Origin of the sequence: Actinomadura sp. KC345, assembly GCF_004348515.1 — a bacterium.
In the GTDB taxonomy this organism is placed as follows: Bacteria; Actinomycetota; Actinomycetes; order Streptosporangiales; family Streptosporangiaceae; genus Spirillospora.
Map to the genome: position 1 here is coordinate 20,886 of NZ_SMKH01000015.1, position 23,862 is coordinate 44,747.

At 72.8% G+C, this 23,862-nt stretch carries 22 protein-coding genes; 8 read left to right on the plus strand and 14 right to left on the minus strand.

Going from position 1 to position 23,862, the window contains the following annotated elements; genetic code table 11:
- Window positions 1-6 precede the first annotated feature (6 nt).
- The 3 genes from E1281_RS04420 (at window position 7) to E1281_RS04430 (ending at window position 3,606) form a co-directional block, all read left to right on the plus strand.
- A complete protein-coding gene (locus E1281_RS04420; protein WP_131875832.1) occupies window positions 7-1,038 on the plus strand; it encodes a zinc-binding dehydrogenase in 1,032 nt (343 codons plus the stop codon).
- Between the two features lie 85 nt (window positions 1,039-1,123).
- Window positions 1,124-2,842: a thiamine pyrophosphate-binding protein gene (locus tag E1281_RS04425; protein WP_131875833.1), complete on the plus strand. Its 1,719-nt coding sequence runs from the start codon at window positions 1,124-1,126 to the stop codon at window positions 2,840-2,842.
- A 5-nt stretch (window positions 2,843-2,847) separates the two neighbouring features.
- Window positions 2,848-3,606, plus strand: coding sequence for an SDR family NAD(P)-dependent oxidoreductase (locus E1281_RS04430; protein WP_131875834.1), 759 nt, complete (start codon window positions 2,848-2,850; stop codon window positions 3,604-3,606).
- A 33-nt stretch (window positions 3,607-3,639) separates the two neighbouring features.
- On the opposite strand, the gene E1281_RS04435 is transcribed toward E1281_RS04430, so the two are convergent.
- Window positions 3,640-4,491: a cytochrome c biogenesis CcdA family protein gene (locus E1281_RS04435; protein WP_131875835.1), complete on the minus strand. Its 852-nt coding sequence runs from the start codon at window positions 4,489-4,491 to the stop codon at window positions 3,640-3,642.
- Window positions 4,491-5,048, minus strand: a complete 558-nt coding sequence (locus E1281_RS04440) for a redoxin domain-containing protein (RefSeq protein WP_131875836.1) — start codon at window positions 5,046-5,048, stop codon at window positions 4,491-4,493. Before E1281_RS04440 ends, E1281_RS04435 begins: the two co-directional genes overlap by 1 nt.
- Window positions 5,049-5,335: 287 nt before the next feature.
- Here E1281_RS04440 and E1281_RS04445 point away from each other — a divergent pair, with 287 nt between their 5' ends.
- Window positions 5,336-6,025: a hypothetical protein gene (locus tag E1281_RS04445; RefSeq protein ID WP_131875837.1), complete on the plus strand. Its 690-nt coding sequence runs from the start codon at window positions 5,336-5,338 to the stop codon at window positions 6,023-6,025.
- Window positions 6,026-6,081: 56 nt separating this feature from the next.
- Here the strand turns inward: E1281_RS04445 and E1281_RS04450 are convergent, their stop codons facing one another.
- From E1281_RS04450 to E1281_RS04465, 4 genes are read right to left on the minus strand one after another with little or no spacing between them, the layout of a single operon-like run.
- Window positions 6,082-7,002 (minus strand): ABC transporter substrate-binding protein, encoded by a 921-nt coding sequence (locus E1281_RS04450; protein WP_131875838.1) that lies wholly within the window; start codon window positions 7,000-7,002, stop codon window positions 6,082-6,084.
- 21 nt (window positions 7,003-7,023) lie between these two features.
- Window positions 7,024-7,710 carry an ABC transporter permease subunit gene (locus E1281_RS04455; protein WP_131875839.1) on the minus strand — a complete coding sequence of 229 codons (687 nt, stop codon included), beginning with the start codon at window positions 7,708-7,710 and terminating at the stop codon, window positions 7,024-7,026.
- Window positions 7,707-8,357, minus strand: a complete 651-nt coding sequence (locus tag E1281_RS04460) for an ABC transporter permease (protein ID WP_131875840.1) — start codon at window positions 8,355-8,357, stop codon at window positions 7,707-7,709. Before E1281_RS04460 ends, E1281_RS04455 begins: the two co-directional genes overlap by 4 nt.
- On the minus strand, window positions 8,357-9,523 hold the full coding sequence (locus tag E1281_RS04465) for an ATP-binding cassette domain-containing protein (RefSeq protein WP_131875841.1): 1,167 nt from the start codon (window positions 9,521-9,523) through the stop codon (window positions 8,357-8,359). Before E1281_RS04465 ends, E1281_RS04460 begins: the two co-directional genes overlap by 1 nt.
- Before the next feature lie 159 nt (window positions 9,524-9,682).
- On the opposite strand from E1281_RS04465, the gene E1281_RS04470 reads away from it, so the two are divergent.
- The gene (locus E1281_RS04470; RefSeq protein WP_131875842.1) at window positions 9,683-11,146 is read left to right on the plus strand and encodes an aromatic amino acid ammonia-lyase; all 1,464 of its coding nucleotides are present in this window, start codon (window positions 9,683-9,685) and stop codon (window positions 11,144-11,146) included.
- A 4-nt stretch (window positions 11,147-11,150) separates the two neighbouring features.
- Here E1281_RS04470 and E1281_RS04475 read toward each other — a convergent pair whose 3' ends face one another.
- Window positions 11,151-12,158, minus strand: a complete 1,008-nt coding sequence (locus E1281_RS04475) for a LacI family DNA-binding transcriptional regulator (RefSeq protein ID WP_131875843.1) — start codon at window positions 12,156-12,158, stop codon at window positions 11,151-11,153.
- A gap of 206 nt (window positions 12,159-12,364) precedes the next feature.
- On the opposite strand from E1281_RS04475, the gene E1281_RS04480 reads away from it, so the two are divergent.
- Window positions 12,365-12,904 carry a cysteine dioxygenase family protein gene (locus E1281_RS04480; protein WP_131875844.1) on the plus strand — a complete coding sequence of 180 codons (540 nt, stop codon included), beginning with the start codon at window positions 12,365-12,367 and terminating at the stop codon, window positions 12,902-12,904.
- Between the two features lie 93 nt (window positions 12,905-12,997).
- Here E1281_RS04480 and E1281_RS04485 read toward each other — a convergent pair whose 3' ends face one another.
- Together E1281_RS04485 and E1281_RS04490 are read right to left on the minus strand one after the other, a co-directional pair.
- Window positions 12,998-14,209, minus strand: coding sequence for a hypothetical protein (locus tag E1281_RS04485; protein WP_131875845.1), 1,212 nt, complete (start codon window positions 14,207-14,209; stop codon window positions 12,998-13,000).
- Window positions 14,124-15,278: an acyltransferase gene (locus E1281_RS04490; RefSeq protein WP_131875846.1), complete on the minus strand. Its 1,155-nt coding sequence runs from the start codon at window positions 15,276-15,278 to the stop codon at window positions 14,124-14,126. The genes E1281_RS04485 and E1281_RS04490 overlap by 86 nt, the downstream gene beginning before the upstream one ends.
- 190 nt (window positions 15,279-15,468) lie before the next feature.
- Between E1281_RS04490 and E1281_RS04495 the strand changes: the two genes are divergently transcribed.
- Window positions 15,469-16,242, plus strand: coding sequence for an SGNH/GDSL hydrolase family protein (locus E1281_RS04495; protein ID WP_131875847.1), 774 nt, complete (start codon window positions 15,469-15,471; stop codon window positions 16,240-16,242).
- Window positions 16,243-16,269: 27 nt separating this feature from the next.
- Here the strand turns inward: E1281_RS04495 and egtD are convergent, their stop codons facing one another.
- From egtD to egtA, 4 genes are read right to left on the minus strand one after another with little or no spacing between them, the layout of a single operon-like run.
- Window positions 16,270-17,226 (minus strand): L-histidine N(alpha)-methyltransferase, encoded by a 957-nt coding sequence (egtD, locus tag E1281_RS04500; protein ID WP_131875848.1) that lies wholly within the window; start codon window positions 17,224-17,226, stop codon window positions 16,270-16,272.
- A 44-nt stretch (window positions 17,227-17,270) separates the two neighbouring features.
- Window positions 17,271-18,005 (minus strand): ergothioneine biosynthesis protein EgtC, encoded by a 735-nt coding sequence (gene egtC / locus E1281_RS04505; RefSeq protein ID WP_131875849.1) that lies wholly within the window; start codon window positions 18,003-18,005, stop codon window positions 17,271-17,273.
- Window positions 18,005-19,357 (minus strand): ergothioneine biosynthesis protein EgtB, encoded by a 1,353-nt coding sequence (gene egtB, locus E1281_RS04510; RefSeq protein ID WP_243716579.1) that lies wholly within the window; start codon window positions 19,355-19,357, stop codon window positions 18,005-18,007. Before egtB ends, egtC begins: the two co-directional genes overlap by 1 nt.
- Entirely contained in the window at window positions 19,345-20,589 is a 1,245-nt protein-coding gene (gene egtA / locus E1281_RS04515) for an ergothioneine biosynthesis glutamate--cysteine ligase EgtA (RefSeq protein WP_131875850.1), read from the minus strand. Before egtA ends, egtB begins: the two co-directional genes overlap by 13 nt.
- Before the next feature lie 251 nt (window positions 20,590-20,840).
- Between egtA and E1281_RS04520 the strand changes: the two genes are divergently transcribed.
- On the plus strand, window positions 20,841-22,106 hold the full coding sequence (locus E1281_RS04520; protein WP_131875851.1) for a hypothetical protein: 1,266 nt from the start codon (window positions 20,841-20,843) through the stop codon (window positions 22,104-22,106).
- Between the two features lie 72 nt (window positions 22,107-22,178).
- Here E1281_RS04520 and E1281_RS04525 read toward each other — a convergent pair whose 3' ends face one another.
- Window positions 22,179-23,828: an MFS transporter gene (locus E1281_RS04525; protein WP_131875852.1), complete on the minus strand. Its 1,650-nt coding sequence runs from the start codon at window positions 23,826-23,828 to the stop codon at window positions 22,179-22,181.
- Between the last annotated feature and the right edge of the window lie 34 nt (window positions 23,829-23,862).

Consider the following 23,862-nt stretch of genomic DNA (forward strand, 5'->3'; position numbering starts at 1 on the left):
TGCCGGATGATCGCTGCGTACACCTCGGGAACCGGGGTCCGGGTCGGGGACGTTCCGGAGCCGGTCGCCGGCGAGGGGCAGGTGCTGGTCGCGCCCCTGGCGGCGGGGATCTGCGGGTCCGACCTGCACATGGCCGACGCACTCGCGGCGTTCGGCGAGGACGCCCCGCGCATCGTCATGGGGCACGAGTTCTGCACGGAGGTCCTGGAGGCCGGGCCGGGGGCCTCGGGCCGGTTCCCGCCGGGGACGCGTGTCGTGTCGGTGCCCTATGCCGACGGTCCGTCCGGCCCCGAGCCGCTCGGGCTGTCGACCGTCCTCCCGGGCGCGTTCGCCGAGCGGGCGGTGATGCAGGAGTCGCTGCTCCTGCCCGTACCGGACGACCTGCCCAGTCACCACGCGGCGCTGACCGAGCCGCTCGCGGTGGGCGTGCACGCGGTGGCCGCCGCCCGCCCGCGCTCCGGCGACGCGGCGCTCGTCGTGGGATGCGGGCCGATCGGCCTGGCGGTGATCGCGGCGCTCAGGGCCGGCGGGCACGGGCCGGTGATCGCCTGCGACTTCTCGGCGGCGCGGCGGGCGCTGGCCGGGCACCTGGGGGCGGACATCGTGCTGGATCCCGCCGAGTCCTCCCCCTACGGGCGGTGGGACGATCTGGGCGTCGTCGAGAGGCCGCCCTCGCCGCTGCTGGCGGACGGCGTGCCGCCCGGGAACGTCATCGCGTTCGAGTGCGTCGGCGCCGCGGGGCTGATCCAGCAGGTCATCGACGGGGTTCCGCGGCACACCCGGATCGTCGGCGTGGGCGTCGCCACCGAGCCGGAGACGATCGCACCGGTGACGGCCGTCCTGAAGGAGGTGTCGATCAGCTTCGTCTACGGCTACCGGCAGGAGGAGTTCGCGCACGCGCTGGGACTGCTCTCCGCCGGGCGCATCGACGCGGACGCCTTCGTCACCGGTGCCGTGGGGCTCGACGGCGTCGCCGGGGCCTTCGCCGATCTGCACTCCCCGGGCGACCACGTGAAGATCGTCGTACGGCCCGGGTAGGCGGCCGCAGCCGTCCGCGGACCCTTGTCACCCGAGGGGAACTCAAGTATCTGTGGAGATCGAAGTCTCCGGTCGAGGAGGGCTCGTGGATCCCAACGGCGGCATTCTCCTGGCCAGGACTCTGGCGGAGATCGCTCCCATCGTGTTCACCCTGCACGGCGGCCACCTGGACTCCTTCTACCGAGGCTGCGCGGACGAGGGCATCGAGCTGCTGGACTTCCGGCACGAGGCCGCCGCCGTCAACGCCGCCGACGGATACGCGCGGGTGACCGGCGGGCTCGGCGTCGCCGCGGTGACCAGCGGGCCGGGCTTCGCCAACGGCTTCGCGGGGATCACCAACGCCTACGCCGACGGCGTCCCCCTGCTGGTCGTCGTCGCCGCTCCCCCGCTGCGCGAGGCCGAGACCCGGGAACTGCAGGGAGGCATCGACCAGATCGCCGCTTTGAAACCGGTCACCAAGTGGGCGCACCGCATCACCGACCCCGCGCGCATTCCCGACCTGGTCGGGCTGGCCGTCCGGCGGGCCCTGTCGGACCGTCCGGGGCCGGTCGCGCTCGAACTGCCGATCGACGTGGCGTTCGCGCCGGTCGACCCGGCCCGGGTCCGCCCGGCCGGACGGCCGGACCTCGGGGCCCGCACCGGTCCGGGCCGCCGGGCGCTCGCCGGCGCGCTACGGGCGCTGGACGGCGCCGAACGCCCCGTCGTCCTGGCGGGCGAGGGGCTGCGGTGGTCGCGCGACCGCCGGATCCTCATCGACTTCGCCGAGGCCAGCGGCATCCCCGTACTGTCCGGCGGTCCCGCCTCGCGCGGCCTGCCGCCGGGCCATCCGCTCAACGGACGCGGCGTCGCGACCCTCGCCGCGCTGGCGATGTCGGGCGGCGCCACCCCTGACGTGGTCATGCTGCTCGGCTTCACCCCGGGCATGCACAGCGGCGGACGCCCCGGCGCGGTCATCCCCGCCGACGCCGAGATCGTCCAGGTGGACCCGGACGCGGCCGAGATCGGACGCCTCGGGCCCGTCCACGTCGCGGTCCAGGCCGACCCCGCCGAAACCCTCGCCGCCATGCTCGCGGCCCACGACGGGCCGTGGCCCGCGCGCAAGGAGTGGGCGGAGACTCTGATGGGCGCGAGCAGGCTCCCGGACCTGCTGTTCGCGGACGCCCCCGACGTGGTCAACGGGCGGATCCACCCGCACCACGCCACGCGGGAGGCGCTCGCCGCCCTCGACCCCGGCTCGATCGTCGTCGCCGACGGCGGAGAGTCGCTCGCCTGGACCATGTCGGCCGCCTTCTCGGCCGACATCGACCTCGTCGTCGGCCTCGGCCACCAGGGGCACCTCGGCGTCGGGCACGGCTTCGCCATCGGCGCCCAGCGCGCCGAACCCGGCCGGCGGGTCGTCCAGATCACCGGAGACGGCGCGGTCGGCTTCCACATCCAGGAACTCGACACCATGGTCCGCCACGAGCTGCCCATCGTGACCGTGGTCCTGTCCAACGACACGTGGGGCATGTCGATCCACAGCCAGGACGTCCTGTTCGGCGCGGGCAACGACATCGTCACCCGGCTGGCCCCGACCCGGTACGAGAAGGTCGCCGAAGCGTTCGGCGCCTACGGCGAGCACGTCGAGAAACCGGGCGAGATCGGCCCGGCCATCCGCCGCGCCCTCGACTCCGGCAGACCCGCCCTGATCAACGTCGCCATCTCCAACGAGGTCGTCCACCCCGTCACCACGTCGATGCTGGGTGACGTCACCACCACGGACGAGATCGTCATCCCCTACTACGAGAACATCCCGCTCCGATGAACGGCATGGACGGAAAGCACGCCCTGATCACCGGCGCGGGCTCGGGAATCGGGCTCGAATGCGCCCGGGCGCTGTCGCGGGCTGGGGCGGCAGTGACCCTCGTCGACGTCGCGGAGGACGCCGTCGAAAAGAACGCCGGTGAACTCGGCGGCGGCGCGCACGCACTGGTCGCGGACGTCACCGACGAAGAACGCCTCGAACAGGCGATACGTGCGGCGGCCGACGCCTCCGGGCCGCTGCACGTGGCAGTGAACGCCGCGGGCTCGGGCACGTTCGGGGTGGTGACCGAGCTGCCCCTGTCCGAATGGCGCCGGGTGATCGACCTCAACCTGACCGGCGTGTTCCTGTCGGTGAAGCACGAGGCGCGGCTGATGGCGGACGGAGGGTCGATCATCAACATCGCCTCGCTGAACGCGCGCCGGCCGGCGGCGGGCTTCGCCGCCTACTGCGCGAGCAAGTCCGGCGTCGAGATGCTGACCAAGGTCGCGGCCATGGAGCTGGGTCCGCGGGGCATCCGGGTCAACGCGATCGCCCCCGGGCTCGTCGACACGCCGCTCACCGCCGCCATCACCGGCACCGAGGCCGAGCAGGAGTACCTGGAGAACACTCCGCTCGGCCGGACCGGCGCCCCCGCCGACATCGCCTCGGTGGTCCTGTTCCTCGCCGGCGACGGCTCCGCGTGGATGACCGGCGACCTCCTTCTGGTCGACGGCGGCGCCCACACCATGCGCTACCCCCGCCTGGACAAGCACTTCGGCTCCTGAAGCCAAGCGGTGCTGTACGAGCCCCGGTCCGGGTCACCGTTGGACGACGTCCTTCTCGGATGCTTGCCGATGACGCCGCAGGCGGTGCGCCGCCACGGTCGCGGCCACGAGGGCGGTGAAGGCGGCGGCGATCCACCAGACGCCGATCTGGTCCAGCCAGGTGGTGAGCGCGCCCTGGATGCCGGTGGCGGTGTCCACGACCGCGGAGTCGGCCGAGGCTCCCGCGTTGAGGCGTGTCTCGTACCAGCCGTAGTAGGTGACGTAGAGCCCGGCCGGGAGAAGAAGGGCGCCGCTGACCCGGGAGACGTGCGGCAGGACCCGGCGGGTGCGCGCCACGGCCGCCTCGCGTGCCAGCGCCACCAGCATCGACAGGAGCCCTACGACCACGCCCATGCCGACGCCGTACGCGGCGAACGCCGCGAGCCCGGCGGCGATGCCCGTGCCGCCGGACACCAGTCCGGTGACGGCCAGGAACGGCGCGATCGTGCACGAGAGGGAGGCGACGGCGTACGAGACGCCGTAGCCGTACAGCCCGACCGGCGAACCCGTCAGCCCGCCCGTCTGGACGCGGGGCAGCCGTAGCAGCAGTTCCCGTCCGGTCACCAGCCATGCGCCGAGCACCAGCAGGGCAAGGCCGACGACGATGGTGAACCAGGGCAGGTACTGCTGGACGGAGGTCGCCACAACGGAGATGAGCAGGCCGAACACGCCGAACACGGTGACGAACCCAGCGGTCATCGCGGCCGAGAGCCGCAGCGCCCGCCAGACGCCGCCCGCCCCCGGCGTCGCGACCAGCAGCGTCAGGTAGGAGGGCAGCAGCGCGAAACCGCACGGGTTGAACGCCGCGACCAGCCCGGCGGCCAGGGCGAGCGAGATCTGCTCCATCAGCCGAGCAGGTCGTCGACGTGCCGGTCCAGCTCGTTCTCGTCGAGCGGCCCGGACTCCTTGCTCGTCCTGCCGTCGGTCGCCATGAAGACGAACGAGGACTGCGAGGTCACCTTGAAGTGGGAGTACAGCTTGCCGGTCCGGTCGTCCAGTTGGGTGAGCTTCCCGGTGCCGGTCCGGGACACGAAGTCACCCAACCGGCTCTTGTCCTTCTCCAGCCCCCCGACGCCGACGAACGAGACCCGGTCTCCGTGCTTCCCGGCGGCCTTCGCCACGTCGGGGCCTTCGGAGAGGCACTTGGGGCACCAGGGCGCCCAGAACCAGAACACCACCGGCCTGCCGGCCAGGCTCGCACCGTCGAACGCCTCGCCGTCCAGCGTCTCGCCCTTGAACTCCAGCGCCGCCGGGACATCCCGGCCCATCGCGTCGGGGCTCTGCGCGGCGGGGCTCCTGGGCGCCTCGCTCCGGGGTTCGACGGCGCTCGTCGCGTCGCCGCCACCACCGCATCCGGTCGCGAGCAGCGCGGCACCGACCATCAGCACGATCGCCTTGTTCATGCCGGCAACGCTAGCGGCCGAGGCCGCCGCCGCTTCTTACGAAGAGATGACGTCCCCGCGCGTCAGAGTCCCCACAGCTCCTCCGCGAAGCTCTTGTCGATGACGAGCCGCTTCATCGTCAGGAAGCCGCGTCGCCGCGTTGAACCGAAGGCGGTCGGCGCGTCGACCTTGGTCGGTGGGGTCTGGCCGAGGGGCTCTCGCGGGCGTGGCGGGTGGAGGACGATCCTTCGTGGTGAAGGTCAGCCGGTGAGGCCGGTCGACCTACCGCGAGAGCAAGGGGAGACGGCGTGGGCAAGACGTCCGAGCGGGGCGGCAAGGTCACCGTGCTGCGTGAGCCGGTCTGGAGCACGGTGGGGCTCTATGTCGTCGCCATGCTGGGGGGCGCGGGCCTCGGCCGGCTTCTCGGCCTGCTGGCCGACTGGCTCGTGACGCTGCCGTGGGCGCCGATGCAGGGTCCGGCCGAGCTGGTCACGTCGATTCCCGCCGCGGTCCTGCCCGCCGTGGGCGTCCTGGCCGGGGCGGTGCTGGGAGTCGTCGCCCAGTACGAGCAAACGGTGATGCGCCTGGACGGCGATGAGGTCGTGCTCACCCGCAAGGGTCGTCAGGAGCGGCTCTCCCGTGCGGACATCGCCACCGTCTGCCGTGACGGCAGGCATCTGGTCGTCCTCGGCACCGAAGGCGGGGAACTCGCGCGGCACGAATGCGGCCTCCCCTTCGGGCGCGTGGCCGGCGCCGTCGTCCGGCACGGCTACCCGTGGGCGGACGCCGATCCGTACGAGGACGAGTTCCGCCTCTGGGTACCCGATCTTCCCGGGCTTCCGGAAGGGGTCAACGCCCTCCTCAAAGCCCGCCAGAAGGTTCTGGACGAGAAGGGCTCCGGTCACGGCGACGTGCGGGAGCTCCGTGAGGAACTGTCCCGTCTCGGCATCGTCGTGAAGGACCGGAAGCGCCGCCAGTACGTCAGGTCGACGGGGTGACCGGACGCGCGGAAGCCCGCCGTCACGAGGGACGGCGGGCTCCGGCAGCGGGATGATCAGACGAGGCCGGACTTCTTGAGCCAGTCCTCGGCGACCTTCTCCTGGTCGTCCTTGTCGATGACGACGCGCTTCATCATGTCGAGCAGGTCCTGGGTGGTGAGCTTGGCGGAGACGGCGTCGAGGGCCGCCCGCGCCGTCTGGTCCACCGACTCCTTGTGGACGAGCGGGGTGACGTTCTGGGCGTTGAAGACGTTCTTCGGGTCTTCGAGGACGACCAGCTTGTTCTGCTCGATGGTGGGGTCGGTGGTGAACAGGTCGGCGGCCTGGATCTCGTCCTCGACGAGCAGCTTCACCAGCGTGGACTGGGCTCCGGCGTCGAACGGCTTGAACTCCTTGAACTCGATCCCGTAGGCCTCCTTGAGGCCCTTGAGGCCCTGCTGCCGGGTCTCGAACTCCGACGGCCCGGCGATGACCAGGTCCTTGGCGACGCCTTCGAGGTCGGCGATGGACTTCAGGTCGTGCTTGGCCGCCGTCTGCGGGTTGACGGTGACGGAGTCCTTGTCCTCGGCCTCGGCCGAGGCGAGCATCTCGACCGACGCGGGCAGCTTCGACTTCAGCTCCGCGTTGATCTCCTCGGTGGTGGCGGCCTTGCTGTTCTCGTCCACGGAGGTGACCAGCAGGGCGCCGTTGTACTCGGGCATGACGCTGATGCCGCCCTTGACGACCTGGTCGTAGTAGACCTCGCGGGCGCCGATGTTGAACTTGCGGGTGACCTTCACGCCCTTGGCCTCGAGTGCCTGGGCGTACAGCTCGGCGAGGAGGTTGCTCTCGGGGAAGTTCGCGCCGCCGACGGTGACGGTGCCGCCCGCGCCCCCGCCGGCGAGCGGGTTGTCGTCGCCGGAGTCCCCGCCGCCGCAGGCGGACAGGGTGAGGGCAGCAACGAGGCCGACGACCGCGCCACGGATGAGTTTCTTCATGGGTCTTCCTCTGTTAGGTGGTCAGGAGGAACGGGCGGAGCCGAGCAGGCCCGGGGAGACGACGGCGCGGCGGAGCGCCGCGAAGACCAGCTGGACGATCAGCGCGAGCAGCACGACCAGGACGGTGCCGCCGACGACGAGCTGGTAGTCGTTGCGGGCCAGCCCGTCGATGATGTAGCGGCCGAGGCCACCGAAGCCCGGGTAGGCGGCGATGGTGGCGGTGGCGACGACCTGGATCGCGGACGTGCGCAGCCCGAGCAGGATCAGCGGCAGCGCCATCGGCAGCTCGGCCCGCCACAGCACCCCCCAGCCGGTCATGCCCATGCCGCGGGCGGCGTCCTTGGCGTCGGCGTCGACGCCGCGGACGCCCTCGAAGGTGTTGACGAGGATGGGCGGGACGGCCAGCGCGACGAGCGCGACCAGCACGGGGGTGATGCTGTAGTCGATGACGACGATGAACAGCACCAGGCCGAACGTGGGGATCGCGCGGGCGACGTTGGCGAGGCTGACGGCGAGGAAGCCGCCGCGGCCGGTGTGCCCGACGAGCAGGCCGAGCGCGAGGCCGATCAGCGCGGCGAACAGCATCGCCACCCCGGTGTAGTAGAGGTGCTCCAGCAGCCGGTGCGGGATGCCGTCGTCGCCCTGCCACTGGGACGACGCGGTCAGCCAGCCCCAGAACAGGTCGATCTGGTTCCACAGGTCGTTCATGAGGCCTTCCCCCGGGCTCGGGCCCACGGGGTGAGCAGCCGCTGGACGGTGACCAGGATCGCGTCGGTGACGAGGGCCAGCAGCACGATCAGGACGGTCGCCGCGATGATCTGGGTCTGGAACGACAGCTGGTAGCCCCGGATGATGTCGTAACCGAGCCCGCCCTGGCCGATCAGCTGCCCGACCGCGACGAGGCTGATGGACGAGACGGCGGCGACGCGCGTCCCGGCGATGACGATGGGGACGGCGATCGGCAGCTCGACGCGCAGGAGGCGGCGCAGCGGGCCGAATCCCATGGCGGTGGCCGCCTGCCGGACGGGTTCGGACACCGACGCCAGGCCGTCCACCACGTTCGGGATGAGCACCGACAGGCTGTAGAGCGTCAGCGGGATCATGACCGTGGACGGCGTGAGCCCGGTGTACTGGATGAAGATCATGAACAGGGCCAGCGACGGGATTGCGTAGAACACGTTCGAGATCGTCAGCGTCGGCGGGTAGAGCCAGCCCCAGCGGCGGCACAGCACCCCGACCGGGATGGAGATCAGCAGGCCGAACAGCACCGGGAGCAGCGCGAGCCGCAGGTGGATGAGGGCGTGCTCGCCGAGCGAGTCGGTGTGGTCCGCGATCCAGCCCCAGTCGATCTCCATCAGCCACCGTCCTTCGAGGCGGCGGGCCCGTGACCGGCGGGCTCGTCGCGGGCGGCGGGCTCGGGGGCGACGCCGGTGCCGGAGCGGGCGATGGCGGTGCTGAGGTCCCGCTGGTCGGCGACCCCGGCGAGCCGCCCCGCCCCGTCCACCCCGACCGCGCGGCCGGACGGCGACAGGATCGCGGCGTCGAGCGCGGCCCGCATCGAGTCGCCCTCGACGTCGAACGTGTGCCCGATCGGCGCGAGCCGCACGTCGCCCAGCACGCCCGACTCGGGCAGCACGCCCTCCGCGGCCCAGCCGAGCGGGCGGCGGTCGGCGTCGACGACCAGTACCCAGCCGTCCTCCGCGTCGCGGGCCCGGCCGACCGGCGCGTCGGCGGGCAGGACGCCCCGGTCGCTGAGCGGCGCGGCCGAGGCCGGGACGAACGAGAGCCGCCGGAAGCCGCGGTCGTGCCCGATGAACCCGGCGACGAAGTCGTCGGCGGGCCGGGCGAGCAGCGCCTCGGGGCTGTCGACCTGGACGAGCTTCCCGCCGGTCTGGAACACCCCGATCCGGTCGCCGAGCTTGATGGCCTCGTCGATGTCGTGGGTGACGAACACGATCGTCTTGTGGAGCTCGTCCTGGAGGCGCAGGAACTCGTCCTGGAGCTCGGCGCGGACGACGGGGTCGACGGCGCTGAACGGCTCGTCCATCAGCATGATCGGCGGGTCGGCGGCGAGGGCGCGGGCGACGCCGACGCGCTGCTGCTGGCCGCCGGACAGCTGGAACGGGTAGCGCCGCGCCATGGAGTGCTCCAGCCCGACCCGCTCCATCAGCTCGTGGGCCCGGTCCCGCGCCTTCTTCTTGTTCCAGCGCAGCAGGTGCGGGACCGTCGCGATGTTGTCCTCGATGGTGCGGTGCGGGAACAGCCCGGCGTGCTGGATGACGTAGCCGATGCCGCGCCGCAGCTCGGCGGGCTTGTGCTCGCGGACGTCCTGCCCGTCGATGAGCACGCGGCCGGACGTCGGCTCCACCATGCGGTTGATGGTGCGCAGCGCGGTGGTCTTGCCGCCCCCGGACGTGCCGACGAACACGGTGATGCGGCCGGTGGGGCAGTCGAGGCTGACGTCGTCCAGGGCGACGGTGCCGCCGGGGTAGCGCTTGGTGACGCCCTCAAAGGTGATCAACGATTCACGTCCTCGTCGGGGCGCCCGCGACGCCGGGTGATCGGTACGGCCTTCTCACCAACCGTAGCGACAGGTACGGTCGGCGACGTGTCGCAGCGTGTCCGGAACATGGAATCTGGAGCATACCTACCTGTATTCCGGGGAAAGTAGCCTCGCGCTGTGGAGAACAGCCGAATCGTTATCGATGGAACCGCGCTCACATGCGCGCAGGTCGTCCGCGCCGCCCGCGAGGATGTGACGATCGCCATAGCCCCGGAAGGCGTCGCGCGGGCTCGGCGGGCCTGGCGGGTGGCGGGCGAGCTCGCCGAGGCGCAGCCGGTGTACGGGCGCACCACGGGCGTCGGCGCGAACCGCGTGGTGGACGTGGAGTGGGAGGACGCCGACGCGCACGGCCTGCGGCTCCTGCGCAGCCACGCGGCCGGGGCGGGACCGCTGGTCGCGCCGGAGATCGTCCGGGCGATGCTGACGATCCGGCTGAACCAGATCGCGGCGGGCGGCTCGGGCGTCGAGCCGGGCGTGCTGCGGGCCCTCGCGGACGCGCTCAACCTGGGTCTCCTTCCCCCGGTACCGGTGCACGGGGCGATCGGCACCGGCGACCTGACCGCGCTGGCCTCGACCGCGCTGTGCCTGCTCGGCGAGCGGGCGTGGCTCACCGACGAGGAGGGAGTGCTGCGGCCCGGCCCCGGCTACCGGCTGCGCTCGCCGGACGCGCTGGCGTTCATCAGCTCCAACGCGGCCACGCTCGGGGAGTCGGCGCTCGCGGTGGCCGACCTGCGGGAGCTGCTCCGCGCGTCCACGGTGGCCGCCGCGCTGTCGCACTTCGCCGTCCGGGGCTCGACGGAGCCGTACGCGCAGGCGGTGCAGGACGCGTGCCCCCATCCGGGCCAGCGGGAGGCCGCCGCGGCGGCGCGGGCGCTGCTCGCGTTCGACCAGCCCGCGCCGATGCGCATCCAGGACCCCTACGGCTACCGGGCGTTCCCGCAGGTGCACGGCCCGGCGCTGGAGGCGGCCGCCTACGCCGAGGAGGTCGTCACCCGGGAGATCAACGCGGCGGCCGAGAACCCGCTCATCGACGTCGAGGGCCGTGCGGCCTGGCACAACGGCAACTTCCACACCGCCTACGCCGGTCTCGCGCTGGACTCCGCCCGCGCGGCCCTGTTCCAGACGATGGCGCTCGCCGCCGCCCGCCTCGGGACGCTCGCCGAGCCGGCGTTCACCGGCCTCTACCCGTTCCAGGGCGCGACGGAGGCCTCCTCGGGGATGATGATCCTGGAGTACGTGGCGCACTCGTGCCTCGCCGACGTCCGGCGCCTCGCGACGCCGGCGGCGCTCGGCAGCGCTGTGCTGTCGCGCGGCGTCGAGGAGCACGCGGGATTCTCCACCCAGTCGGCCCGCGCGACGACCGACGCCGTCGCCGCCTACCGGCTCGGACTCGGCTGCGAGCTGGTCGCCGCCGTCCGGGCGCTGCGGATGCAGGGACGCGCGCCGTCCGGCGGCCCGCTGCGGGCGGCGTACGACATGGCCGACGCCGTGCTCGACCCGCGCGTGGAGGACCGGCCGCTCGACTCCGACATCGCCGCCGCCGCAGACCTGCTGCCCGGCCTGGCCCGGCTGCACCCCTGACCCCCTACCGCGGCGCTTCGCCGGTCGAGGCGCGGACGAACAGGGACGGCTCGCGGACCACGCGGCGCTTGCGGGGCTTGCCGTCGATGACGTCCACGACGAGCCGGACGGCGGCGTGCACGATGCCGTCGATGTCCCAGTCGACGGTGGTGAGCGGCGGGGTGAGCAGCGCCGACATCGGATGGTTGTCGTATCCGCAGACGGCGACGTCGCCGGGGACCGCGAGGCCCAGCTCGCGGGTCGCGGCGTAGACGCCGTAGGCGATGGAGTCGGCGAAGCAGAACACCGCCGAGGGGCGGTCGGGGCTGTCGAGCACCCGGAGGGCGACCTCGGTGGCGGCGGCGAGCGACTGCGGCACGACGACCACGTCGACGTGGAGGCCGAGACGCTCGGCTTCGGCGTTGACGTGCACGTCGGCGGGCCGGTCGGGGGTGCTGGCGCCCGTCGGGGTGAACACGGTGAGGCGCTGGTGCCCGAGGTCGCGCAGGTGCTCCAGCGCGAGCGTGACGCCCCGCCGGTTGTCGAAGACGACCTCGCCCTGCGCCTGCCCGCCGTGCAGCGCGTCGCCGATGGACACCACCGGGATCGACGCGGCCAGCTCCGTCCACAGCGCGGCGGACGGGTCGAGCGGCTGGACGATCAGGCCGTCCACCCGCTGGTCGCGGAGCCGGCGGGCGAGGGCCAGCTCCCGCTCGGGTTCGCCGCCCGCGTCGACGATCAGGGCGTAGCGGTCACGGGCCAGCAGCGCGCGGCCGATGCCGATGGCCAGGGACTGCTGCCAGTAGTCCTCCAGGGAGCCGCACAGCATGCCGACCTGGGCGGTGCGGCCGCTGGCGAGGGCGCGGGCGATCGGGTGCGCCTCGTAGCCGAGCTCGTCCGCCGCCGCGCGGACCCGCTCCTGCGTCTCCTCCGACGTCTGGATGCCGCGCAGCGCGTACGACACGGCGGCGGGCGACAGCCCCGTCGCCTGCGCCACTTCCCGGATGGTCGCGCGCTTGCGCTTGTCCGACACCTCTCCAACCCTAGAGCCCGCCGCCGAGAGCGCGGCGAACCGACTTGACGGCGCTCCTCTGAACCGGTTCACTGAATCGCTTAACTGATACGGTTCAGTGATGCGGTTCAGTAGCCGTGTCCTGCCCGTTCGCGCATGGTGAAGATCACGCATACTCCCTGCGTGAACGGCACCGCGACCACGAGACACCGGAGAGGAGCCAACCCGTGTCATCCGAGGTCATCCCCCGTGCCGCCGGCTTCGAGAGCCTGCCCGGCCGCACCCTCGACAAGCGCGAACTGCGCGAGCTGGTCGACGAGGTGGCGGAGCGGCCGGACCTGTGGCGCCGGCACGTCGCGTTCTCCGACGGACAGCGCCACTACGCCTCGCTCTACAGGGACGAGCACGTGGACGTCTGGCTGCTGTGCTGGACGCCGCAGAACGACACCGGCTGGCATGACCACGACGTGTCGTCCGGCGCCGTCCGCGTCGTGGCCGGGGCCGTGGAGGAGAACAACCCGCGCCTCGGCGGCGAGCCCCTGCGGACGGTGGTCACGGAGGGCCGGTCGTTCTGCTTCGGTCCCGACCACATCCACCGGCTCACCGGCGTGGACGACGCCAGCGTCTCGATCCACGCGTACTCGCCGCCGCTGCTGCGCCTCGGCCAGTACTCCGTCGACGGGTCGGGGGTGATGCGCCGCCTGTCGGTCGCCTACACCGAGGAACTGCGCCCGATGGACGAGGAGGGCGGACCGGCCGCGCCCTGATCGACGGCGGCCTCCGGGACGGCTGGAACCTCCGGCGGGCCCGACCGGGGGACAGCGGACCCGCCGGAGGCAGCGCGTCCGGCCGAAGCCCGCTCACATCGGCCGGACGCCCTTACCTCCTCCAGCGCCCACCGCCACCGGAGTGTCACACCAGCGGTCCGTGAGGGCGCACACCGCGACCATGGCGGCGAGGCAGACCCCCGCTCCTCTGAGGAGCCCGGCCTCGTAGTAGGCGTCGGTCACCAGCAGGACGGCCGCGGAACCGGCCGCACCCCCGGCGGCCAGCGCCGCGACCGCCTGCACCGCCCAGAGCGCGATGCGTCTCGTCCCGGCTCCCGCGAGCGCGTCCCGCAGCGCGCACACGGCGGCGACGAGGCACACGGCCAGCGCCGCGACGGCCGCGACGAGCGGCGCACCCACGTTGGGCCCGTACCGGACGGCCAGGGCCGGGACGAAGAACACGACGAACGCCCACCGCAACCCGCCGGCGACGGACGACAGCGCGACACCGGCTTCTCCGCCCGGTCGCAGCCGGGACGTCGCCCAGCGCGCCCCCACGAGAACGCACATCGCGATCACCGCGCCTGGGAGCCGTCCACCCAGATGACCGAGGTTGTAGAGCAGGGCGGTGTCGTAGACGGTCAACACGAGATGCCCCAGCGCCCAGACCGAGACGGCGAAGAGGAGCATCCGCACGGCCGATGGCGCCGTGGTCTCGTCCTCTTCCTGACCTGCGAGCCACCAGAGCAGCGGGGGTGTCACCACAGCCGAGCAGGCTCGGATCACGATGTCGTCCACCGTGTAGGGGTTGTGCAGATCCCATTCGACCGCGCAGAAGACGAACGTGTACGAGAACGATGCCGCCCACACCAGCCATGAACGCGCAAGGCGCCGATACAGGCCGCGATCCAGCCACCGCAGCACCGTGACGTAGGCCAGGAGCACCAGCGGCAGTTCCAGGAACGCCTGCACCCGCAGGACGGACGGCTCCAGCGACTCAGGCATCGGGAAGCGTTCCGCGACACCGCGCATGGCCGGGCCGTCGGCGAGCGCGAACCATCCCTCGGGCAGATACCTCGCGATGAACGACGCGTCACCGCCGTGCACACGCAGGACGTAGACGCTGAACAGCACCTGGTTCACATAGACGAGTGCGACCACCAAGGCCAGGAACGCTTCTGGGCGCGCCCAGGACCGCCGTCCGGCGGCCGCTCCGAGGTCACCTCTGCGCCGCATCAGCCGGGGTGCGGTCCCGAGGCTCACCGCCGTCGACGCGAGCACGGCCGCGTCCACCCCCATCGCCATGGTCGACCAACGTAGACGCTTCCACGGGCGGCGGCCGCATCGGCTCCAGTGACGCGCGCAGCCGGGTCCGCATCCATGCCGCGCCCGGACGCTCGACCAAGCGGTGCACGGCGTAGGCGGCCAGCAGGGACGCCGCGACGGCCACCGCGAGCGCGGCCCACTTGTCGATTCCGGGGTACATCGCGTCGAGCAGCGGGAGCGCGAGCTGCGAATGGACGAGGTACAGCGGATAGGTCAGCGCCCCGAGGAGCGTCAGCCCGCTCCACCGGAGCCGGCTCAGCCGCCCCGTCGCGACGAGGATCATCACCGCGTAGATCGCGGTGATGATGGCGCTGACCACGATCTCGTCGGCGCCGCGGAAGACGTCCTCCGCGCGCCACGCGCCGTAGCGCAGCGCCATCAGGTACGTCACGGCCACGTATCCCCACAGCAGCAGCGTCGGGCCGAACCGGTAGATCATGTAGAGCGCCATGCCCGCGATGAAGTACGGGCTCCACGTCGGCACCAGCATCACCTGGAGCAGCTTGTGGTCGGCCTGCTCGGCGAAGAGGCCGCCGAACATCCAGACCGCCATGAAGACGAGGCAGGAGCGGTAGGTGATTCCGATCGCCGCGAGAACGGCGATGAGCACGTAGAAGTGGAGCTCGACCCAGAGCGTCCAGTAGACGGCGTCCAGGTTCCGTACGCCGAGCCCGCCCTGCAGCATGGTGAGGTTCGGGATGACCACGCCGGGAACGCCGTGCCCCTGCCGGAACACCGCGTACACGAAGGCACCGAGCAGAACGCTGACCCAGTACGCGGGCATCAGCCTGACGAGCCGGGAGATCCCGAACTCTCCCGGCCCGCGTCCCCAGGCGCTCATCAGGATCACGAACCCGCTGATGACGAAGAACAGGTCGACGCCGAGGTACCCGAACCGGGTGAGCGGGGCGATCTCGGGGAAGACGTCGTACGCCGGTTCGGGCCAGGCGCCCGCCCCGCCGAATCCGGTGAAGTGGTACAGCACCACCGCCAGCGCGGCCAGAAAGCGCAGCAGATCGAGTTCACGCAGCCGTTCCCGTCGAGTCACCGCCGCACCCTCTCGGCGGCAGGTTGCCCGCCCTGAGCCGCGAAGTGAACGGCGGGTGGAGGCGAGACCGCGATTGCGCGTCCGCCGCCGCTTCGGCGTCGTGGACGCGGCCCCGGCGGGGGCGGCGGATCAGTAAGATGCGGGGGGCAGATCCGAGCCCGGAGGGGCTCTGGACGATAGGTGGTCATCGATGACATCTCGCCGCGCCCGCCGCGGCGCGGCGACGCTCGTGCTGTGCCTGAGCCTTGCGGCGGCCCTGGCCGCGACCGGATGCTCCCCGGTCGGGGGCCCGGTGCACCGGTCCGCGGCGGCGGACAGCCCGGGGCGGGGCGGTGAGGGCGAGCCCCGCGACACCCCGTCCGTGGTGATGTTCCTCGGCGACAGCTACACGGTCGGCGACGGGCGCGTCCAGCCGGAGTCGACGTACGCGTCCGCCACGGCGCGGCTGCTCGGCTGGCAGGTCGTCGTCGGCGGGCGGGCCGGGTCCGGTTTCGTCGTGAAGGGCCGGGGGCAGCAGGCGTTCCTCGCCCTGTTCGAGAGCCAGCTCGGCTGGCGGCCCGCGCCCGACATGCTCATCGTGTCCGGCGGCCACAACGACTGGCGCGTCGCGCCGCAGCAGGTCGCCGCCGCCGCGCACGTGCTGCTCGAACGCGTCCGGCAGCGCTGGCCCGGCACGCACATCGTCCTGATGGGGCCGATCTGGGGGACGGGGACGCCGCCGCAGGGCGCGACCGCCGTCCGGGACGCGCTGAAGAACCTGAGCGGGCAGCTCGGCGTCCCGTTCGTCGACCCGATCGGCGAGCGGTGGGTCACCGGCAACCCGCTGACCGGCGTGGGCAACGCGCCGCAGTACATCAAGAAGGACCGCACCCACCCGAACCCGGCCGGCCACCGGTACGTCGCGACGCGCCTGGCGGGGGACCTGAAGCGGATGGGCCTCGCCCGGCCGGCCCGGAAGGACTGAGCCTCCGGACCGGCCGGCGGGCCCGGCTCAGCCGGCGGCGGGACGGGCGAGCGTGAGGGAGAAGTCGCCCTCGGGGTCCGTCCAGAACTCGGCGAGTTCCATCCCCGCCGCGCCGAGTTCGGCCTCCAGGCGCTCCCGCCGGAACTTGGCGGAGACCTCGGTGCGCATCTCCTCGCCGGCGGCGAACGACACCTCCAGGTCCAGGCCGCCGATCCGGACGTCCTGGTCGCGGGTCGACCGCAGCCGCATCTCGATCCACTCCTCGGTCTCGTTCCAGACCGCGAGGTGCTCGAACGCCTCCGGGTCGAAGTCCGCGTCCAGCTCCTGGTTGATCACGTACAGGACGTTGCGGTTGAACTGGGCGGTGACCCCGGCGGCGTCGTCGTAGGCGCGGACGAGCCGTTCCGGGGCCTTGACCAGGTCGGCGCCGAGCAGCAGGAAGTCGCCGCCGGTCATGGCCGCGCGGACGCCGCCGAGGAACCCGATCCGCGAGGCGGGCGGCATGTTGCCGATCGTCCCGCCGAGGAAGGCGACGAGGCGGCGCTCGCCGCCCGGCAGCAGGTGGAGGTGCTGCTCGTAGTCGGCGACGACGGTCCGGACGTCGAGACCGGGATGGTCGGAGGCGATCCCGGCCGCGGCCTCCTCCAGGAAGTCGCCGCTCACGTCCACGGGCACGTACGAGCGCAGCGTGCCGGCGAGCGCGTCGAGCAGCAGCCGGGTCTTCTCCCCCGACCCCGCGCCGAGCTCCAGCAGCGTGCGGGCGCCGGTGGCGGCGGCGATGTCGGGCGCCCGCGCGACGAGGATCTCGCGCTCGCGGCGGGTCGGGTAGTACTCCTCCAGCTTCGTGATCTCCTCGAAGAGCGCGCTGCCGCGCTCGTCGTAGAACCACTTGGGCGGCAGGGTCTTGGGCGTGCCGGTGAGCCCCTCCCTGACGTCCTGGCGGAGCGTCTTGGCGAGGTCGTCGGCGGTCAGGAACCGGTCCACGTGGTTCTCTCCTTCAGAGGGCTGTGCTTCAGAGGGACGTGCTTTCAGAGGGGGATGACGGAAACGCCGGAGGCGAGGTCGGCGGTGACGAGCGAGCGGTCGGGGACGGACTTCCAGCCCGCGTCGTCGTCGAGCGGCTCGGACGCGATCCGGATCTCGTCCGCGTCCTCGCGGACGAACAGGGAGTCGCCCCAGGTCGTGGCCGCCAGCGACGTGCCGTCCGAGGCTAGGAGGTTGTAGCGGCCGGGGGCGAACGCGGTGACCGCGCCGATCACGGCGGCGAGGCCCTCGCCGAGCGGCAGCCCGTCCCGCCAGTACCGGGCGGCGAGGGCGAACAGCGGCGCGGAGTCGACCGGGGCACGGGCGTCCGGGACCCCGGCGAGGTCTCCGGCCAGCTCCCGGAGCCGGCCCTCGGCGCCGCCGAAGTCGTCGATCCTCCCGTTGTGGCTGAACAGCCGGGTCCCGGCGCGGAACGGCTGGGCGCACGCCTCGTCCACCGGGAACCCGGCCGTCGCCGAGCGGATCGCCGCGATCGCACAGGACGCCCGGACCGCCCCGGCGATCTCGCGGAACGACTGGTCGGTCCAGATGGGCTGGGCGCGCCGGAACCGGACGGCCTCGCCGTGCTGGTACCAGCCGGCTCCGTACCCGTCGGCGTTGAGGAGGCATCCCTGCGTCATGCGCGGCGCGTACGACTGGCTCTCCAGCGAGTGCTCACCGTCGTAGATGAGCGAGTGCAACGTCCGTTCGGGGCCCAGGTAGCCGAGATGGCGGCACATCAGCGGGCCTCCCCTGGGACGGATCGGGCGCAGCGGAAACCGGAGAAGATCTGCCGCCTGATGGGGTAGTCCCAGTTGCGGAACGACCCGCGTATCGCGAGTGGGTGCGTCGCCCATGAACCGCCCCGGAGCACTTTGTACTCGGGGCCGAAGAAGACTTCCGAATACTCCTTGTAAGGAAAGGAGCGAAAACCCGGGTAGCCGCTGAAGTCGGACGATGTCCACTCCCATACGTCCCCTAGGAGGCGCCTGACCCCGTAGGCCGACGCACCAGACGGATAGGAGCCCGTGTCCGACGGACGGAGTGCTCGCTGGCCCAGGTTGGCACGTCCCTCTTCGTAGACCTCGCCCCAAGGGTAGCGGCGCGACCGTCCGGTGGCCGGGTCCCAGCGGGCGGCCTTCTCCCACTCGGCCTCGGTCGGGAGCCGCTTCCCGGCCCAGCGCGCGTAGGCGTCCGCTTCGTACCAGCACACGTGCTGGACGGGCTCGCCGGGCGGGACGGATTCCGTCCGCCCGAACCGGCGCCGCGTCCACCGACCGCCCTCCCGCGTCCAGAAGGCGGGGGCGCGCTTGCCGCTGCTTGTGCGCCACTCCCACCCGGCGGGGTCCCACCAGCGCGGGTCGTCGTAGCCACCGGCTTCCATGAAGGCGATGTAGGCGGCGTTGGTCACCGGCTCGGCGTCGATGTAGTACGCGGGGAGGTCGACAACGTGCACGGGACGCTCATTGTCGTAAGCCCACGGATCGTCCGACGTGCCCATTCGGAATGGCCCCGCGTCGATCAGGATCTCGTCCACAGGAGAACGGACGGAGGACACGTGCGGGATTGTCCCGGCCACAGGATCGAGCAGCGCGGGAGCGCCTTTGCGCAGCTGATGGGTGGCCAGCATGGTCTCGTCGTGCATGTGCTCGTGCTGGACGACCATCCCGTACACGAATCCGCCCGACATGAGCGGATCCGCCGTGTCGAACCGCGCCGCGGGCAGCGAGTCGAGCACCTTGGCGCGCACCGTGCCGATGTAGGCGCGGGCCTCGTCCGGTGACAGGAGCGGCAGGGACGGCCGTTCGGCGCGCGGATGCTCGAACGCGTCGTACAGGCCGTCGATCTCCGGGCGCATCGCGTCCTCGCCCGCCGCCGCGCGCAGCAGCCACAGCTCCTCGTAGTTGCCGACGTGCGCGAGGTCCCACACGAGCGGCGACATGAGCGGCGACACCTGGGACGTGAGGCCGTCGCCGCCCAGGACGTCGGTGGTGAGGCCGAAGCTGCGGTCCCGCACCGCGCCGAGTTCGCCGGCGATCAGTTCCTTCAGGGCGTCCTCGTCGCGGGCGGCCGGGGGGTTCATCGGGGCCATGCCGGGGCCTCCTCGGTCTGGGCGGATTCCAGGGGCGGGTGCGCGTCCGGCGAATCGGAAGCGGGGTCGTCGGCGGGGGTGCGTCCCCGCTCGACGTACCGGCGGGCGTAGTCGTCCACCAGCGCGACGAGGCCGGGTGCGCCGAGCCGGGGCAGCGCCTCCAGCGCGGCGGCGAAGCAGGCCCGCGACGCGGCGGCCAGGGCCGGGTCGGACAGCCCGCGGCGGGCCGCCTCCGCCCACAGGTGCGCGACGGGCTCGGCCGCGGCCTCGGCGGCCCGGGACGCCGCGGGGTCGTCCAGCAGAGCGGTGGCGACGGCGACGGGGACGGGCCAGTACGGGCCGGGCAGCGCGTCGATCATGCGCAGCTCCAGCCAGCCCCGCGGCCGGACCGGCGGGAACAGCGTGGACAGGTGGTAGGACAGGTCGTCCTCGCCCGGCTCGCCCTTGTTCAGCCACTCCAGGAACGACATCCCGGGGGCGGAGGTCCACTCGCCCTCCGCGGTGTGGACGAGCATGACCTGGGCGTCGAGCGCGTACCGCGTCCACGCCTCGGCGGGGTCGCCGTCCGCGCCGTCGCGCAGGACGGGGAGGGTGCGGCACGGGTCGAGCTCGGTCCAGATGCCCTGCCGGGAGGAGCGCATCCCGGTGGGCCGGCCGGCGCGGAGCGGCGAGTTGGCGAACGCGGCGACGAACACCGGGCCGAGCGCGTGCGCGAGCCGCCAGCGCCGGAACGCGTCGGTGTGGTCGGCGCCGATGTCCAGGTTGACCTGGACGGACGCGGTCGAGCACATCATCGCCAGACCGGCGTCGGGGAAGCCGCCCGCGCAGAAGTAGTCGCGCATGCAGGCGTAGCGGGGATGGTCGGCCTGGAACCGCGGCCGCCGGACGGGGTCGACGCCCTGGCCGACGAGCGACAGCCCGTCCGAGGCGAGGGCGCCGCGCACGTGCGCGGTGTCCCCGTCGAGCGCGGTGTGGAGTTCGGCGAGCCCGCCGAACGGAGCGGAGCTGAGCTCCAGCTGCCCTCCGGGCTCGTAGGTGATCTTGCTTCCGCCGGGGGGCGGGCCGGCCTCGCCGACGAGGGCGCGCACCCGGCCGGCGGGCACGTGGGCGCTCTGGTCGGCGGAGTCGATCACGAACCACTCGGTCTCCGCGCCGACCGTCCCGGGCGGGCCGGTCTTGAAGCAGACACCTCGAATGTGCTGGTAGACGTCGTCCACGGTCAGCCGCGTCACGGCGGTCTCCTCACCTCGGTGATAGCGGAGGCGAACCTTCCCCGCTGAACCGGATCAGGAATCCGACGAAATACGTGAACTTCCTTAAATCTCCGTGAACATCACCGTCCGCATGTGCAACGGTTACTTTCCGTACTATTCGACGTTTCGCCTAATCCCCGACTTCTCAGGCATTGACCGGAGACGCTAGAGTCCGTCAACCAGCGGTATGCACCATTTGCCGATTACCGGGCCGAAGATCGGGAGGTCACATGCGCGGGGACATGGGTTCGCTCTACGACGCGCACGCCGACCGCCTGTACGCCTACTGCTGGTCACTCGTTGGCGACCAGCTCGCCGCGGCCGCCGTCGGGGACGCCTTCACCGCGGCCGTCCGCCAGCCGCCGCGCGGCGACAGCGTCCTGTGGCTGTACTCCCTCGCCCGTTCGGCCTGCACCGAGCGCGGCGCCTTCGCCGGCCACCTCGACGGGCGGGGCGGCATGCTGTTCGCCGGCTCCGACCCGCTGCTGCGCGCCGCGGGCGCCCTGCGCCCCGACCACCGCGAGGTACTGCTGCTGTGGGCGAGCGAATGGCTCGAACCCCACGACATCGCCCGCGTCCTCGGCATCGCGCCGGACACGGTCGTGCAGCTGCTCGACGCGGCCCGGATCCGGCTGGAGCGGTCCGTCCTCGAGATCCTGATGCGCGGCACGACCGAGGCGCGGCACGACCTCATCACCGCGTTCGAGAAGAAGCGGCTCCCGCGGCTGCTCGCCGACCGGGCGCCGGCCCGCGCGCCCGGCTGGCTGCGCGACCGGGTCCTGGCCGCCTGCGAGGACGAGGCCGTCCGGCCGCTGCCGAGCGTCACCGTGCCGAGCCCGCTCGTGGTGATCGGCCCGGACCGGCCGCACCCGGGGCGCCGGGGCGGGACCGGCGCGAACCCGAAGCGCGGACTGTCCGGCGGCCTCCAGAAGGGCATCGGCGCCGCGGCGGGCGTCGCCGCCTCGGTCGCGGCGGTCGTCGGCCTGCTCGCCACCTGGCCCTCGGCGAAGGGCGGCGCGGGCGCCGCGTCGATGGTCCCGACGGCGAGCAACGGCCAGACGAACCCGGCGTCCACCACGAGCACCGGCGTCCCGCGGCACCCGATGCCCGGCCTGTCCGGCACCGAGAAGGCGACGGGCGGGCCGCCCGGAACCCCGCGCGACCCGGCCACGAGCGGCGACCCGGCCCCGCCGGCCGGTGGGACCCCGGACGGCGCCGCGCCGCCGGCGACGTCCCCGCCCGGCGGTCCCTCGCGGGAGACCGGCTCGTGGTCGCCGGGCACGCCGTCGCGGCCGGACCGCCCGTCGGCCCCGCCGACCAGCGGGTCCCCGACCACTCCCCCGACCACGCCGGACGACCCGACGACCCCGCCCGGCGACGGCTCCGGCACCCCGACCACGCCGCCGCCGGACACCCCGACGGACCCGCCGGAGGAGCCGGGCACGCCCGGCCCCAGCCCGACGGCCAACCCCACGCCGTCGCCGAGCGGGAACTGAGCGGCCCGGCCCTCGAACCGCCGGCCCTCGAACCGCGGGCCCTCGAACCACGGGCCCTCAAACCACGGGCCCTCAAACCACGGGGGCACCTTCGACCGGGGAGGTGCCGCGCCGGACGAGCAGGGCCGCGAGGACCGCGGCGAGGGCCACCGCCCCGGCGACGGTCAGCGAGGTCTGGAAGCCGTCCATGAACGCGAGGTGGCTCCCGGTGGTGATCGACTCGGCGGCCGGAGCCGGTGTGCCCGGCGGGACGGGCGCCACGCCCTGGGAGACGAGCCCCTCCTGACCCGCGAGCCGCTGCGCCGCGCCGCCGGGGACGCCCGCGTCCGCCAGCCGTCCGGCGAGCACGTCGCCGACCCTGGTGGACAGCAGCACCCCGAGGACGGACGTGCCGAGGACGCCGCCCACCTGCGCGGCGGTCTGCTGGAGCCCTCCCGCGACACCGGCGAGGTGGGCGGGGGCGTTGCCGACGATGGCCTCGGTGCCGGCGACGATGACCATCCCGAACGCCGTGCCGAGCAGCACGAACCAGGGCCAGAGCTGGACGTAGGGGGCCTCCACCCCGATGCGCGACAGCCCGAACAGCGCCGTCGCGGTGAAGGCCATTCCGACCACGAGCGGCACCCGCGGCCCGAACCGGCTGGTCAGCGCGCCCGCGACCGGTGAGGCGACGATGAACACGGCGGTCATCGGCAGCATCCGCACGCCCGCGTCCACCGGGCTCATGCCGTGGACCTGCTGCAGGTAGAGGGTGATGAAGAAGATCGTCCCGAACATCGCGAAGAAGCCGAGGACGATGAGCCCGGTCGCCGCCGACAGCGACACCGAGCGGAACAGCCCGAGCGGGAGCAGCGGACGCTCGACGCGCAGCTCGTTCCAGACGAACACGGCGAACAGCACGACGGCGGCGGCGAACGACACCAGCGGGACCGTCGCCCCGAACCCGTCCTCACCGGCCTTGATCAGGCCCCAGACGAGGGCGAACAGCGCACCGCTGAGCAGCGCGACGCCGGGCAGGTCGAACGACCCGGCGGCCTCCTCGTCCCGCGACTCGCGGATCACCCACAGGCCGGCGAGGAGGGCGACCAGGCCGAGCGGGGCGTTGAGGAAGAAGACCGACTCCCAGTTGACGTGCTCGACCAGCAGCCCGGCGACGATCGGCCCGCCCGCGATGGAGACGCCGAGCGTGGAGCCCCAGACGCCGATCGCGGTGTTGAGCCGCTCGGCCGGAAACGTGTTGCGCAGGATGGCGAGGCTCGCGGGCTGCAGGAGCGCCCCCGCGAAGCCCTGCACGACCCGCCAGAAGATGACCGCCCCGAGGCCGCCGGACAGGCCGATCAGCACCGAGGAGATGGCGAACCCGACCACCCCGGCGAGGAAGGTCCGCCTGCGCCCGAACCGGTCGGCGATCTTGCCGGCCGGGATCAGCGTGACGGCGAGCGCCAGCAGGTAGGCGTTGGTCACCCACTGGAGGCCGGACAGGCTCGCGCCGAGGTCCGCGGCGATCGCGGGGTTGGCGATGGTCACGACGGTCGCGTCCAGCCCGACCATCATCACGCCGAGCGCGACGGCCACGAGCGTCAGCCACGGATGGCCGCGCCCCCGCCTGGCGGTTCGCTCTCGGGACCGGGTGCGCGGCGGCCTGTGGTCCGAGGACGCGTCGTCCGGCTGTACGGAGACGGCGCCGGGATCCAGTGTTCCGGCGCCTGGAGAGTGGCTCATCGAGGAAACCTCCGGTTGGCAGGCCAGCCCTCAA

Bases quoted from the DNA above. Each gene is read 5' to 3' on its own strand.
- E1281_RS04420 (WP_131875832.1), top strand. From the start codon at position 7: ATGATCGCTGCGTACACCTCGGGAACCGGGGTCCGGGTCGGGGACGTT.
- E1281_RS04430 (WP_131875834.1), top strand. From the start codon at position 2,848: ATGGACGGAAAGCACGCCCTGATCACCGGCGCGGGCTCGGGAATCGGG.
- E1281_RS04435 (WP_131875835.1), bottom strand. From the start codon at position 4,491: ATGGAGCAGATCTCGCTCGCCCTGGCCGCCGGGCTGGTCGCGGCGTTC.
- E1281_RS04440 (WP_131875836.1), bottom strand. From the start codon at position 5,048: ATGAACAAGGCGATCGTGCTGATGGTCGGTGCCGCGCTGCTCGCGACC.
- E1281_RS04450 (WP_131875838.1), bottom strand. From the start codon at position 7,002: ATGAAGAAACTCATCCGTGGCGCGGTCGTCGGCCTCGTTGCTGCCCTC.
- E1281_RS04455 (WP_131875839.1), bottom strand. From the start codon at position 7,710: ATGAACGACCTGTGGAACCAGATCGACCTGTTCTGGGGCTGGCTGACC.
- E1281_RS04460 (WP_131875840.1), bottom strand. From the start codon at position 8,357: ATGGAGATCGACTGGGGCTGGATCGCGGACCACACCGACTCGCTCGGC.
- E1281_RS04485 (WP_131875845.1), bottom strand. From the start codon at position 14,209: ATGGCGATGGGGGTGGACGCGGCCGTGCTCGCGTCGACGGCGGTGAGC.
- E1281_RS04495 (WP_131875847.1), top strand. From the start codon at position 15,469: ATGACATCTCGCCGCGCCCGCCGCGGCGCGGCGACGCTCGTGCTGTGC.
- egtC (WP_131875849.1), bottom strand. From the start codon at position 18,005: ATGTGCCGCCATCTCGGCTACCTGGGCCCCGAACGGACGTTGCACTCG.
- egtB (WP_243716579.1), bottom strand. From the start codon at position 19,357: ATGGCCCCGATGAACCCCCCGGCCGCCCGCGACGAGGACGCCCTGAAG.
- E1281_RS04520 (WP_131875851.1), top strand. From the start codon at position 20,841: ATGCGCGGGGACATGGGTTCGCTCTACGACGCGCACGCCGACCGCCTG.
- E1281_RS04525 (WP_131875852.1), bottom strand. From the start codon at position 23,828: ATGAGCCACTCTCCAGGCGCCGGAACACTGGATCCCGGCGCCGTCTCC.